This is a genomic window from Sphingopyxis sp. OAS728, from assembly GCF_014873485.1.
GTDB lineage: Bacteria > Pseudomonadota > Alphaproteobacteria > Sphingomonadales > Sphingomonadaceae > Sphingopyxis.
The window spans coordinates 4,177,792-4,191,303 of record NZ_JADBDT010000001.1; the positions used below are offsets into that span (position 1 = coordinate 4,177,792).

Below are 13,512 nucleotides of genomic sequence, written 5' to 3' on the forward strand. Positions count from 1 at the left end.
GCCGGCACTGCCCCGCGCCGAACCCGCTTCACTCGGCTGGCGCAGGCGCCGAAGGGGACCGCGCGGCGAGATCGAAATGGTCGCCCGCGCTCAGCGCGTGCAAGACGACATGATGCATGGATAGCACCCGGTCGGGTTCGGCCTCGGCGATATTCGAGTGGGTGACCTGCCCGGCATCTACGACAGTCACCGCGCCCGATCCGATGACGCTGAAGCGCGTCCCTTCGACGACGATCGCGCTGTCCTCGTCGATGCCGATCCCGAGCAGCTGGGGATTGTGCGCGACTGCGCCAAGCAGTCGGCCGATCCGCCCCCGTTCGGCGAAATGCTGGTCGATAATGACATCCGGAATGAGACCGAGGCCCGGCGCCATGTGTAGATCGCCGATACGGTGCGATTCCGCACCGCTCCCGCGCACGAGCATCGTCTCGCTCTGTGCCGAGGCGCCTGCCGAGGTTCCTGCGACGACGCCGCCGCGCGCGTGGAGCTCGCGCACGAGAGCCTCGAGCGGCGTGTCGCCCATCTGGCTGACGATCCGGAGCTGGTCGCCGCCGGTGAAGAAGATGCCGGCCGCGCCCCCGATGAGGTCGCGGTGCCCGGAATCGAGCGTGTCGTGACGCTCGTCGAGATAGAGCTCGGCCACATCGGCAACCCCGATAGCGGCGAAAGCGCTACGATAGGCCTCGAAATAGCCCTCGGGCTCATGGCTTGCCACGGTGGCGACGACGAGGCGGCCGCCGCGCAGACGCTCCGCGACGCTACGGAGGATGACGCGGTCGCCTTCTTTGTCCTCATGACCGCCGATCGCGATCAGCGTTCCCGCCCGTTCCGTCATTCGCCTGTCCATTCATCGGAATGTGTGATGGCGACGAGCTCGCGATCGGCCGACGCGAAAGCGACCGCGAAATGATCGCTGTTGTGATCGAGGCCGATCCGTCCGCGCGCATCGATCGCGATCACGCCCGCCTCAGCGCCGAGCCGCTGCAACGGGGCGCGGATTGCCCGTACCGCTTCTGGTGCGGGCATGTCTTCCATCGCGCGCATCACGCGCGCGCCGACTAGCATGCGCGCGATCGCCTCGCCGTCACCCGAGAGCGAGACCGCCCCGATCGCATCGTCGGCGTAAAAGCCGCCGCCGGGCAGCGGCGCGTCGCCGACGCGCCCGGACAGCGTCCCGGCAAGTCCGCCCGTCGAGGTGGCGGCTGCAAGATGGCCGGCACGGTCGAACGCGACGCAGCCGACCGTGTCATGGCCCGCCGCCTCGGCGGGGACCGGTCGAAGCGGCTTGCTTGCGACAGGGAGGCCGCGGCTTCGCGCGAAGGCCTCGGCGCCCTTTCCGACCAGCAGCACCGGCACCTGATCGAGCATCTCGGCGGCGGCTTCGACCGGATTGTGCAGGCGGTGCACGGCTGCCACGGCGCCGATCGCGAGCGTTTCACCGTCCATGATGCCTGCATCCATTTCGATCTCGCCCGCCGCGTTCGCGACCGACCCGCGGCCGGCGTTGAAGGTCGGATCATCCTCGAGCATACACACGGCGACGCGTGCGGCCTCGACCGCGCCGCCGCCGCGCTCGAGGATGGCAGCGCCGGCGGCGGCGGCGGCGGCGCAGCCATTTCGGTTCGCAACGATCCGATCCGGCGCGATCGTCCGGGCGCCGCCGTGAACGATGATGGCCCAATGCCGGTCAGCCATGGGCCGCCGCTAGGCAGGGTGCTTGGGGCCGGATTGGCCCGGGGCCGGCCGCGAACGACTGGACGCGCGCCCAGATGCCGTCGACATCAGTGGGCGTGAGCACGACGACATCACCGGGCGCGGCGCGGGCGAGGCAGCAGTCGGTAGCGGCTTCCTCGTTGATGAGGAGATGGATTGCGGTCTCGTCGTGGCCGGCGCTTCGCGCGCCCTCCGCCATCAACGCGTTCATCGTCCCCGCGGCGCGGCCGCGTCCGTCGGGCGCTTCGCGGAACATGATCTCGTCGAAAAGGCCCGAGGCCATTACACCGATTCCGCGCAGATCCTCGTCGCGGCGATCGCCCGGAATGCCGATCATGGCGAAGATCCGGTTGTGCGGCGTGCGGTAGCGGGCAACGAGCTCACCGAGCGCGGTCAGCGCCGCCGGGTTGTGGGCATAGTCGACGATGATGGTGATGCCGTGCGCCTCGACGATGTTGAGGCGCCCCGGCGAGTCTTCGAACGAGGGCCGGAAGCTGCGCAGACCGGCTGCGATCGCCGTTATCGGCAGGCCATGCGCCGCGGTCATCGCTGCGGCAGCGAGCGCGTTTGCGATATTGAAGGTGGCCGCGCCGCCGAGCGCCGAGGGCAGATCGGCCACCGGGAGGATTGGATCGGATTTTTCGCCGCGATGGAGAGTGAGGATGCTGTCCTCTAGCGTAACTGCCATCCCACCCGACGCGAGATGGCGCGCGATGAGCGCGTTTCCGGCAACATCCCGGGCCGAGAACCAGACGATCCGGCCGCGCGCGTGGCGCGCGATACCCACGGTGAGCGGATCATCGGCACAGAGAACGCTCGCACCGCGCCGCCTGACGCTTTCGACGACCACCGATTTCACCCGGGCGAGATCCTCGATGCTATGGATATCCCTGATGCCGAGATGATCTTCCGAGATGTTGAGCACCGCGCCGACATCGCAGCTGTCGAACCCGAGACCTTCGCGAATCAGGCCGCCGCGTGCCGTCTCGAGCACCGCGGCGTCCACCGTGGGATTGCGCAGCACCATCCGGGCGCTTTTCGGCCCGCTCGCATCGGCGGCCGACTGGCGCAGTCCGTCGATATAGACGCCGGTCGTCGAGGTGAAGCCGACGCGGTAGTCCGCTCCGGCGAGTATCCGCGCGACCATCCGGACCGTTGTCGTCTTGCCGTTCGTGCCCGTCACCGCGAAGATGGGAATCCGGCTGTTGGACCCGCGCGGAAAAAGCGAGGCAACGATCGGCTCCGCGACGTCGCGCGGCTGCCCCTCGGAGGGTGCGATATGCATGCGAAGGCCGGGCGCCGCGTTGATTTCGACGATCCCGCCACCCGTCGCCGCAACGCTCTGCCCGATATCGGAAGCCATCATGTCGATTCCCGCGACATCGAGACCGATGATTGCCGCCGCCTGCACCGCAATCGCGGCGTTGTCAGGATGAATGTGGTCGGTCCGGTCGACCGCGGTACCGCCGGTCGAAAGATTGGCGGTTCCGCGGAGGAGAATGTTCGTACCGGCCGGCGGTATGAAGTCGAGGCTCATGCCGCTGTGAGCGAGCGATGCTTCGAGGGCGGCGTCGATCCGGATGCGCGTTAGCACCGCTTCATGGCCGGCGCCGCGCCGCGGGTCTTCATTCACCCGGTCGATCAGTTCTTTTATGGTCCGCTCGCCGTCGCCGGTCACTTGCGCTGGCACGCGCTCGGCGACCGCGACAACCTTGCCGGCGACGACGAGGATGCGGTGATCGCGCCCCTTGAGCTGGCGTTCGACAATCACCCGGCGGCTGACCTCCGCGGCGCGCGCAAAGGCTTCATCGAGGCGCGGCTCGCTGTGGATGCCCGTGGTAACGCCGCGGCCCTGGTTGCCGTCGAGCGGCTTGACGACAACGGGCCAGCCGAGCCGTTTTGCGGCGACGGTCGCTTCGGAAAGGCTGCGCACGAGCTGACCTGCCGGTACCGGTAGGCCGGCGTCGGCGAGCAGCGATTTTGCGGCATGTTTGTGAGCGGCGAGCTCGGCGCCGATCAACGAGGTGGCACCGGTGACGCTCGCGCGAATGCGGCGCTGCCGGCTTCCGGTGCCGAGCTGGATCAGGCTTGCGGTGTCGAGCCGGATCGAAGGGATTCCGCGCCGGCGGGCCTCGCGAACGATCGCCGCAGTGCTCGGGCCGAGGCCGTTCGTCGTGACGATTTTGGCGAGCGAGGCGATGAGTGCGGACATGTCCTCGAAGTCGGCAACCGCCGGACCGAGCCTGTCGAGTCCCTCGACCGTTCGCAAGCCTTCGGGCAGCAAAGCCGCGACGATCTCGATCGCCGCCCGGCCCGCGGCGAGGCCGCTTTCCGCATCGGCGTAACAGAAGAGGATGTCATAAACGCCGGGCTGGCGTTTCACCGAGCGCGTTTTGCCGCGCGTCACCTTGGCGTCGGCGCGCGCCTGCAATTCGATCGCGACATGTTCGATCACATGCCCGAGCCATGTTCCACTTTGCATACGGCGGAGAAAGCCGCCGGGCGATCCGAAGCTGCAGCCATGCTCGGCCAACCCGGGAAGCCGCGACACCAGCGCTGCGCCAAATCCGGGGAGACGGTCGGTCGGAAAACTCTCCAGCGCACCGAGGTCGAGGCGGATGCGGACCATCGGCCGAGCGCTGTAGAGATGCGGGCCGCGGTAGACGCTGCGCTCGATGACCCGCATCGGGGCAGGGCTCGCGCTCACAGGGCGAGGCGATCAATGACGACGCCGACAGCGGCGATGCGTTCGACTTCGGCATAGGCGGGCTCGTCGAGCTCGTCGCCGAAAATGTCGGGGTCGAGCTCGCGATAGGCTAGTGCAAAGCCGGGATGCTGCACACGTTCGAGAAGCGCTTTCTGGAGCATATCGATGCCGCGCACGATCGAGGCGCCGCTGTGCATGGCGAACCGGCCGCCCGGTGCGAGCTTGGTCGAGGCCGCCAGCGTCCAGTCGAGCGACAGTCGGCCGCCGTAGAGATCGCCGCCGTCACGATAGGCGCGGCGCTGTCCGTCGATCATGAACGGTGGGTGGGTGACGATGAGGTCGAAACTCTCGTCGAGATCGTCCGGCCGTGTGGCGAGAATGACCCGGTGGGGAACGCCGGCATGCTCGGCGTTGATCGACGCAAGAAAGAGAGCTTTGGGGTTGATGTCCGCAATAGTGAGAAGAGGGCCCGGAAAGCATCTTGCTGCGATGATACCGCCCACGCCTGCGCCCGCACCATAGTCGAGAATGGAGCGCGCGGTGCCGGGCAGCGACGCCAGAATAAACTGTGCGAAGCGGCAGCTGTCGGGACCGAGAAAAACCGCGTCATGCGCGTCGGTTGGATAGGCCGAATGCCAGAAAAGACCGCCCTCGACCCGCGAAACGCGCAGCCGCGGGCGGAGCGACCCATCTCCATTGTCCGCGAGCACCTCGGCGTCGAGCAACGCGCGTTCGAGCAGGGGATCGAGCAGCCCGCGCGGTGCCGGAAGGCTCCAGCCGAGAATATCTGTAAGCGTTTGCGCTACGCGCCGGTCGGGGCGGGCCACGACACGCCGGTGAGTCGCCGGCGTCGGGGCAATGAAATCATAGCCGATGCCATCGAGCAGGCCGAGGAGATCGAGCAGTCTTGTCCTGCGAGAATTCGGCTCCGCCAGCATCTCTCCGAGCGGCTTGATTTCGATGACGGGGCTGTCCTGGGTGTCGGTGAGGGGCATGTCGTGTCGCCTTGATGTGTCGCTCGAAAACGCGACGCGAAGGTCTCGGTTGCTCCGTGTTAACTTGGATCATTATGAATGTGCGGCCCTCTCGCCCGTCCATCGTTTGTGGCGATCATTGATCATGTGTTTCGTCCGGATGCGGTGGCTTGGCATCCTGCCGGGAGCCGATGCCTTAACATGCATCATCAAGATTTTCGGTGCAGCGGCGGCAACGCGCAGCGGCGCTGATCGTTGAGGAGAAGCGCGGGCATTGCCGCGCGTCAACCGGACAAGGTGCTCCCTCCATGTTCACCGAACGCTTTCTTCGAAACCGGCGCGGGGTCGATCTGACCCAGCAGGAGCGCGCACGGATCGAGGCGGCAGTGACCGAGGTAAAGACCTACGCGCCGCGGCGGACGATCGCGCGCGCGGGCGAGCAACTCGGCGAAAGCACGCTGCTCGTCGAGGGCATCGTCTCGCGCTATCTCGATGATCGTCACGGCCTGAGGCAGCTGGTCGCGATCCACCTGCCGGGTGATTTCCTCGATCTCCATGGCTTTCCGCTGAAGCTCCTCGATCATGACGTCGCCTCGCTGACCGCTGCGACCGTTGCCGTGGTGCCGCATGTCGAACTTGAAAATATCGTGGCCGAAATGCCGGATCTTGCGCGCAAGCTCTGGTTCGCGACGCTTCTTGATGCCGCCATTCACCGGGCCTGGCTCTTCCGCCTCGGCCGCCTCGACGCCGCGGGACGGGTCGCGCACTTCCTCTGCGAGACCAATGCCCGGCTATATTCGGCGGGGCTGAGCGACGGCCGGCGCTTCGCACTCGCGCTCACCCAGGCCGATATGGCGGAAATCTGCGGGCTGACGACGGTCCATGTGAACCGGGTCATGCGGCAGCTTCGCGAAGACGGTCTTTGCGTTGTCCGTGCCTCGCTAGTCGAGATACTCGACCTCGATCGGCTCACCAAGCGGGGCCAATTCGATCCCGCCTATCTCTATACAGAGGACGACCAACTGCTTCTCCCAGCGAAAAAAAAAGGGCCAGGTTCATGACAAATTCTCCGCCCCATATCGCCGAACCCGAAAGCGAGGCGGGGGTCGCTACCGCCGAGCAGGGCATCGTCATGCTCGACGGCCCGAACGGCGTCGCGGTCAGCCTGACCCCTGAGGCGGCGGAGCGGACCGGGCAAAGCCTGATCGCTGCTGCTGCTGCCGCCGAGCAGCAGCGCGCCGCGAAGCGAGGGGACGGCGCGTGAGCTTGCCCGCCGACGTCGCCGGCGTCGTCGCTCCAGCCGCGACGATGATTGCCGCGATGATGACGGCCGCCAATCTTGGCGCGCGCGTCACAGGCTGGGGATTTGTCGTTTTTGCTTTGGGCTCGGTAAGCTGGTCCATCGTCGCGATCGCCTCGGACCAGACCAATCTCCTTGCGACGAATGTCTTCCTGACGCTCGTCAACTTCGTCGGCATCTGGCGGTGGCTCGGGCGCCAGAAAGCCTATGAGGACGGCGCCGAGGCAGCTGCCGCCAAGAGCCGCAAGCCCGGCGTCCCGACCCTCTTCGCAGCCACGGGGCTAGCGGGCATGCCGGTGAGCGATGTCCGCGGCGAGGTTGTCGGCAGGAGCGTCGAGGCGATGATCGAATGCGCGACGGGGCAAATCGCTTATGTTGTCGTGGCAAGCGGCGGGCTCGCCGGGGTCGACGAGATGCTGAGGCCGGTCCCCATGTCGGCACTGGACTGCCACGCCGACGGCCTGATCCTGCTCGAAACGTGCGCCGAGTTCGAGCGGCGCGGCACGCTTGCCGCCGAAGACTGGCCTGACGGCTCGCCCGCTGGAACGGCGCCGGAAGCAAAGCGGCCGAAATCCGGCGGTACTGGATGGGAGCCGCACCGTGCGCCTGCTTAAGGACAATGGCCTAACGATCATTCTGTTGCTCCTGTTCGCTGCGAGCATAATTGGCCAGTGGCTCACCGGATGGCATGTGGCGCTCGAAGATGCGTCGCGCCATGGCGAGCCCGGACTGTCGCTCGCGGCCTATACCGCAAGCCCCGAATTCCTCGCGGCGGTGTTCGAAAATTGGGAAAGCGAATTTTTGCAGATGTCGGCCTATGTCGTCCTGACGGCGATGCTGATTCAGCGCGGCTCTGCGGAATCGCGAGATCCGGACGATCCGCCGCGCGACGAGAATCTCGCGGTCCAGGCTACACGCCCCGGAGCGCCTTCGATCCTCCGTGGCGGGCCCGTCGCCCGCGCGCTCTACGCGCGATCGCTCGGGATCGTCCTCTTTCTGCTCTTCCTGCTTTCCTTTGTGCTTCACTGGACGCAAAGCGCCGCCGCCGCTGCCAATGACGCCCGCGAGCATGGGGAAGCGGTGAAGTCGACGATCGCCTTTCTCGTTGACCCCCAGCTCTGGTTTGAATCCTTTCAGAACTGGCAGAGCGAGTTTCTCTCGACCGCCGTCCTCGTCCTCCTCTCGATCTTTTTGCGTCAGCGCGAGTCTCCGGAATCGAAGGCCGTCGCCGCGCCGCATGCGCAAACGGGCGAATGATGACAGCCCCAGTCGACATATTGGTGGTCGGTGCCGGTCCGGCGGGGCTGACCGCTGCCATGTATCTTGCGCGGTTCCGGCGAGGGGTATGCGTCGTACATGACGGTCGGTCGCGAGCGCTGTGGGTGCCGCGGACGCTCAATGTCCCGGGATTTCCGGAGGGCATCACGGGCCCCAGGCTCATCGAGCGCATGGCCGATCATGCGACCCGCTATGGCGCCGCGATCCGCGAGGGCCGCGTCACAGCGATCGCTCGTGCCGGGGCGCTCTTTCGGGCGACGCTCGACGACGGGGACGGCATCGAAGCGCGCGGCGTGATCCTCGCGACCGGCGTTGAGACGCGGCTCGCGGTACTCGACAAAGGCGATCATGACCAGGCGGTGCGGATTGGCGTGCTTCGCTACTGCCCGATCTGTGACGGCTATGAGCATAGCGGCGAGCGGATCGCGATATTGGGATCGGATATTCACGGCGCCGCAGAGGCTATGTTCCTCCGACAGTTTTCCCGGCATATCACGTTGATCCCCAAATGGGATGTTGCGCTTAGCGAGGCGCAGCGGAGCGAACTTGCCGCAAGTGACGTCGCCATCGTCGAGGGCCGGGTCGAGCGTCTCGCGGCCGATGCGGAAGGCATCGCCGTACAGATTGCGGGCGAAGCCGCGCCGCGCGCTTTCGACATCCTCTATCCGGCGCTCGGGTCGGTTCCCCGGAGCGAACTGGCTCTGACGCTCGGCGCGGCCGGTGACGACGATGATTGCCTGCCGTTCACCGCCTTTTCGGACGGGCTGCTGCCCGGATTATATGCCGCGGGCGATGTCGTGGCCGGCCTTGACCAGATCAGCGTGGCTGGAGGGCAGGGCGCCATGGCGGCGACGCGACTTCACAACTGGCTGCGCGAAATCGAAGGCCACAAGATGGCCGACCAGAACTGACGGAGGTTTCTATGGAAAATGCAGCGCATGGAACGGTTGGCCGTAGCGCGGTTTTGCGGTCCGAAAAGCTCGACACGATGACTGTCGACAAACCCTGGGGCGTGACGCGATTGCCGCCGCCGTTCGCAGCGGCTGCCGATCGCCGCGTCGGTGAAATATGGTTCAGGCCGCCGGAAGGCTCGCCGCTGCTCGTCAAATATATCTTCACGAGCGAGCGCCTGTCGATCCAGGTCCATCCCGGTGACGAACAGGCGAAGGCGCGCGGCCTCGCGTCGGGCAAGGAGGAATGCTGGTACATCCTCGATGCCGAGCCGGGTGCGGTGCTCGGGATCGGAACGCGTGCGCGGCTCGGCGAGGCCGAACTCGCCGATGCCGCGCGCTCGGGAGCGATCGAGGATCTGATGGAGTGGCACCCCGTCGAGGCGGGCATGTTCTTTTACATTCCAGCGGGCACGGTGCACGCGATCGGCGCAGGGGTTTCGCTTGTCGAGATCCAGCAGAACGCCGATATCACCTACCGTCTGTACGATTACGGCCGGCCCCGCGAACTCCATCTCGCCGACGGCACCGCCGTAGCTTCGGCGGCGCCGATGCCTGCCGATCTCGAGCGACGCGTCGAGCCGGACGTGAGTGCGCTGCTGCTCGACAGCGATCATCTCGGCGTTGCCTATTTCGCGGCCGGCGACCTCTCGCTCCTCGGCGAGGTGCCGGGAGACGCGATGATCGTGCCGCTGCGCGGCGATGTCACCGTCGGAGGCGTATCGGCCCGCGCGGGCGAGTGCATTTGGACGGAGGCGGCCGGCTCGCTCGAAGCGAGCTCCGACGCGCGGTTCCTCGTCGGGTGGCACAAGGTCTGATTCCCAAGGCACGGAAAGGTTCAGCTCGTAAGCGCAATACCAAGGCGGAAGGCGCGCCGTGCGGCGGGAGCGAGCCGCATAATGCCCGGCTTGTGCCAGATTTCGCCCGAGAAGCCGATCGGGTCGGCCATTCCCGCCCAGGGCTCGATGCAAAGATAGCGCGCACCCGGTTTCTGCCACAGGCCAAGCCAGGGCGTATCCGGAAATTCGAGCCGAATATTGGGCTCGCCGGCGACGCCCCATAAGAGGCCCCGGCTGTTCAGCCTGTCCCAGATGAGTGCGTCACGTTCGAACATCGCGGCGTCAGGGACAAGTTTGCGTCCGGCGACCGGGCTCGCCTCCGTCGTTGCGGCGATGAGGCCGGTTCCCGTTGCGGTCCGCCGAATGTCGGCAGCTTCGTCCTCATCGAAGAGAATATGATGGCGATCGGCCGGAGAACCGAATGGGAGGGGCCAGGCAAATGCTGGATGGAAACCGAAGCTGAACGGCATAGCGCGATCACCTTCATTGGCGACGGTGATCGTGATGTCCAGGCGTGCGTCGGAAAGGCGAAATGACGCGGTCAGCCGGAAGTCGAACGGATAAATGGCGCGGGTCTCATCGTCGGCAGCGAGTTCGAGCACCAGGCTCCCGGATGTTCGCTCGACGAGCGCGAACTTCCTTCGGCGCGCGAAGCCATGTTGGGCCATCTCGTAGGTGCGGTGATCAAGCTCGTAGGAATCCCCCGCGAGCCGGCCGACAATCGGAAAAAGCAGAGGAGCGCGGCCCGTCCACCAGCGCGGGTCGGCGTCGGTCATCAACTCGCGGCCCTCGCGGTCGGTCAGCGAACTCAGCTCCGCGCCCAGCGGGTTGATCGCTGCGGTCAAGGCGCCGCTCTTCAGCTCGATCCAATCATCCGTCACGACGTTCCTTTTCTGCATCCGGCTCGCATCGGGCATGGATCGGCGGCGATATCCGTGTGGTTGCGACAATAGATGCCGATGGCTCGATGCTGCATGAGATGGTTATTTTTGCAAGCCGGAACAAAACGCTATCCCCTTACGTTCGCAATAGACCGACGGGACGTCGCGCTTGCGCCGCTCCGCCGAGACCCCTGCAAAGCGCGTCGGCAGTCGCGATTTTGCTCTTGCGCCGGCGGCCTCAAGGTCGCCGGCGCCTTTTGCATTTAGAGTTACGAATGGCGGTGAACGGGGCGGTTCCGCAGGTTGCTGCCAACAGCGGTAGCCCTCACTCCCAGCTGACAAGCAATCTTCCGTTCGCCGGGACATGAAAGCTGACCTTGTCAGCCGAGGTCTCATGGGCGCGCAGCATGTCGCCATCGATCGTGCTGATCTTCGCGGGGGTGAGTTTTCGCCGTTTTCTGCGGATGAGACTCAATCCCGCGACGCATGTTTCACCGCCATCGAGCGTCACGACCAATGTGCGCGGTTCGGTGCGTTCGATCGCCCGGACGAAATGGTCGCAGTAGAGAAGAAAGGGCGCGTCTTCGACATGGTGAAATGCGCGGCTTGCGAAGATGAACGCTGCGCCGGCGCCGTAGATTTCCTGACCGACCTGCCCCGCAGGCTGGCCGTCGGGGTAGAGGTCCTCGAGCGGGAAGGAAAGCTTGCGATCGACATGGCCGTTGTTTTCGCGCTGCTCCTTGGCGATCGCCTCGGGGGGGAGCTCGTCGGGATAATAATGGATCGCCCGGTGGAGGGTGTAACGGCAATATTCCGCAAGCAGCATCCGCGCCGCAGGTTCGAGGTCGGGGCCGCTGTCGTCGAGATAGCGCTCGAAAGCGATGAAGCTGTCGAAGCATTCGTAGATCGCCATATAGGGTGCGTCCTGCAGGCAGGTCACGCCCATGAAATTGCTGTAGTGGGCCGCATGGCCGAGGCGGCTCTCCCAGATTTCGCAATTGTGAAAGAAGCTCGCGAGATAGACGTAGCTTTGTTCGAGATACACGTCGCGGTTGGTGACCCGCCACAGACGCATGCAGGCGGCGGCCCCCCAGGCGGTGAGGTTGGCTTGGTAGTTCAGGGCGAAGCCGAGACCTATCGCTGCGTCGATCGCGGCACGTGCCTCGTCGAGGAAGCGCTTGTCAACGGTGAGCTCGAACGCTTGAAGCATGACCCAGGCATAGACCCCGCCGACATCGGTCTGGCCGCGCCCGTCGGCTCCCGCCGTTTCGGTGATCACCGTGAAGTCCGTAACCTTATACTGGACGGGCCATTTATATCCAAAATGATGCGCCGCGCGGATGCCATAGTCGAGCGAATCCAGGAACAGGCGCTTCGCTTTCGCATTCCCATTGAGTGCAAGCTTCCCGAGGTTCAGAAGCGGGTGGTAGAGGTACCAGCTGTCAACGGCATCCGCGTCCTTGTCGTTGCCGACATTGGGCAGGTAGCGCCGGATTGTCCCCAGCTTCGCGTCGTAGAAGCGGCCCATCCCGGCCATGAACTCGGTTTCGAGCGGGTGCGTCTCACCGGACCAAAGGCCCCAGTCATGAAGAGCGGAGACGATCGACATCTGCACCATCGCATCGGGATATTCGGCTGCCGTATAGGGATGGACGTAACGATGCCCATAGTGGCGGATCGTTGCCTCGGGTGCTTCGTCGAGATCTCGCAGCGTGCGTACCGCCCGCCGGAGCCAGTCGCGATATTCGGCGGGCGGCAGGTCGAGCGATTTGTAAGCGGTGCCAAGCATTTGCAGGAAGTGCCGCGCGCTGTCCCGCTCGTCGGACGGAAAATCCGGACGCAGGACAAGGATCGCGTCCGAGACGACGAAGTCCTGGCCTGCCGGCAGCAGCTTCGGCTCGGGCGCGCCGCGCTGCGGCGGCGTCGGCAGCAGGAAGCCGAGTTCGGGCCAGATCCCGCCCACCGCGTCTTCGGGCTTGGTTTCCGTCGCCAGACAATAGTCGTTCAGTGACGTCAGATTCTGGAAATAGAGAATGTTGCCGAAGCGAGGGCGCTCAAGCTGGAAATAGAGAAGACCGGAGTTAAGGCCGCGCTGCGATGCCTCGATCGTTCCTTTGGCGGCGAGGGGTTCGTCGCGGGCTCCGAGGGCGAAGAGGTCGCGTGGAACAAAAGGGAGCGAGGTGTCGGCGGTCGGCGTAAAGCGAACGATCACGCGAAGCGAAGCATGCTCCTCGCTGCGGATGCGTAGCCTGATGTCCTGCACGCCGAGACCATTGCTGACCCGTACCCGCGCGATATCGCCGGGCTGTGGTTCGAGCCGCTCGAATTTCGCATCTGAAGCGGGAAGAGAAACTCTTATCGCGAGCCCGCCTGCCCCGTCGGAGCGTCTCGCGACAGCCCACAGCGCATCGGGCCCGGCGCGGAGCTCAACGCCTAGATCGCCGGCCGAGAAAGTCGCCAGCCTTTTGCTTTCGTTGCCGAGCGCCTTGCGCAGCGCGAGCAGCCCCGGGCTCGCCGGGAGGGCGGGATCCTGATCGGCTTTCGTCGCCATTGCTACCGTTCTCCTTCGATTGTCGTTTACGTCGATGACGCTCGCCGCGGAGCGATGTTCCCGCTCGCGCGCCGCACGCGAGAAACCGCGGACGCTATTGTTTACGCAGGTTAACGGAATATCCGGCGCGCGGGGCGAATGGCTCAGTCCGGTGCGCAACTATCGATTCGAGGGCTCGTTGCTTCTATGCGCCCGCGCTTCGGAAAGCGTGCGGCAGACTTTCAGCAAAGGAGCGGGCCGGCCCTGCTACGCTCGCAGCGCCAAAGCCGTTGCGCGGAGGCGAGAATGGATCCAGCGGCCAGCGCCGATCTTAAAGCGG

12 protein-coding genes are annotated in these 13,512 nt (G+C 65.5%); 6 read left to right on the forward strand and 6 right to left on the reverse strand.

Annotated elements, in window-relative coordinates; all coding sequences use genetic code 11:
* Positions 1–28 precede the first annotated feature (28 nt).
* Genes GGC65_RS19780 through GGC65_RS19795 form a run of 4 tightly spaced genes read right to left on the reverse strand, consistent with a single transcriptional unit; the run spans position 29 to position 5,415 of the window.
* Positions 29–835, reverse strand: coding sequence for a cyanophycinase (locus GGC65_RS19780; RefSeq protein WP_192648726.1), 807 nt, complete (start codon positions 833–835; stop codon positions 29–31).
* Positions 832–1,695 (reverse strand): isoaspartyl peptidase/L-asparaginase family protein, encoded by an 864-nt coding sequence (locus GGC65_RS19785; protein WP_192648727.1) that lies wholly within the window; start codon positions 1,693–1,695, stop codon positions 832–834. The genes GGC65_RS19780 and GGC65_RS19785 overlap by 4 nt, the downstream gene beginning before the upstream one ends.
* The gene (cphA, locus tag GGC65_RS19790) at positions 1,688–4,420 is read right to left on the reverse strand and encodes a cyanophycin synthetase (RefSeq protein ID WP_318780199.1); all 2,733 of its coding nucleotides are present in this window, start codon (positions 4,418–4,420) and stop codon (positions 1,688–1,690) included. The genes GGC65_RS19785 and cphA overlap by 8 nt, the downstream gene beginning before the upstream one ends.
* Positions 4,417–5,415 (reverse strand): methyltransferase, encoded by a 999-nt coding sequence (locus GGC65_RS19795; RefSeq protein WP_192648728.1) that lies wholly within the window; start codon positions 5,413–5,415, stop codon positions 4,417–4,419. Before GGC65_RS19795 ends, cphA begins: the two co-directional genes overlap by 4 nt.
* 287 nt (positions 5,416–5,702) lie before the next feature.
* Here GGC65_RS19795 and GGC65_RS19800 point away from each other — a divergent pair, with 287 nt between their 5' ends.
* Genes GGC65_RS19800 through GGC65_RS19825 form a run of 6 tightly spaced genes read left to right on the forward strand, consistent with a single transcriptional unit; the run spans position 5,703 to position 9,740 of the window.
* Positions 5,703–6,455 (forward strand): Crp/Fnr family transcriptional regulator, encoded by a 753-nt coding sequence (locus GGC65_RS19800; protein ID WP_192648729.1) that lies wholly within the window; start codon positions 5,703–5,705, stop codon positions 6,453–6,455.
* Positions 6,452–6,658, forward strand: a complete 207-nt coding sequence (locus GGC65_RS19805; protein ID WP_192648730.1) for a hypothetical protein — start codon at positions 6,452–6,454, stop codon at positions 6,656–6,658. Before GGC65_RS19800 ends, GGC65_RS19805 begins: the two co-directional genes overlap by 4 nt.
* Positions 6,655–7,308 (forward strand): PRC-barrel domain-containing protein, encoded by a 654-nt coding sequence (locus GGC65_RS19810; protein WP_318780200.1) that lies wholly within the window; start codon positions 6,655–6,657, stop codon positions 7,306–7,308. Before GGC65_RS19805 ends, GGC65_RS19810 begins: the two co-directional genes overlap by 4 nt.
* Positions 7,295–7,951, forward strand: a complete 657-nt coding sequence (locus tag GGC65_RS19815; protein WP_192648731.1) for a DUF6766 family protein — start codon at positions 7,295–7,297, stop codon at positions 7,949–7,951. Before GGC65_RS19810 ends, GGC65_RS19815 begins: the two co-directional genes overlap by 14 nt.
* Complete coding sequence (locus tag GGC65_RS19820) at positions 7,948–8,883, forward strand: NAD(P)/FAD-dependent oxidoreductase (protein ID WP_225940921.1); 936 nt, start codon at positions 7,948–7,950, stop codon at positions 8,881–8,883. Before GGC65_RS19815 ends, GGC65_RS19820 begins: the two co-directional genes overlap by 4 nt.
* A gap of 11 nt (positions 8,884–8,894) precedes the next feature.
* Positions 8,895–9,740, forward strand: a complete 846-nt coding sequence (locus tag GGC65_RS19825) for a class I mannose-6-phosphate isomerase (RefSeq protein WP_192648732.1) — start codon at positions 8,895–8,897, stop codon at positions 9,738–9,740.
* Positions 9,741–9,760: 20 nt separating this feature from the next.
* Here the strand turns inward: GGC65_RS19825 and GGC65_RS19830 are convergent, their stop codons facing one another.
* The gene (locus GGC65_RS19830) at positions 9,761–10,642 is read right to left on the reverse strand and encodes an aldose 1-epimerase family protein (protein WP_192649644.1); all 882 of its coding nucleotides are present in this window, start codon (positions 10,640–10,642) and stop codon (positions 9,761–9,763) included.
* Positions 10,643–10,967: 325 nt separating this feature from the next.
* On the reverse strand, positions 10,968–13,193 hold the full coding sequence (locus GGC65_RS19835; RefSeq protein WP_192648733.1) for a hypothetical protein: 2,226 nt from the start codon (positions 13,191–13,193) through the stop codon (positions 10,968–10,970).
* Positions 13,194–13,512 lie beyond the last annotated feature (319 nt).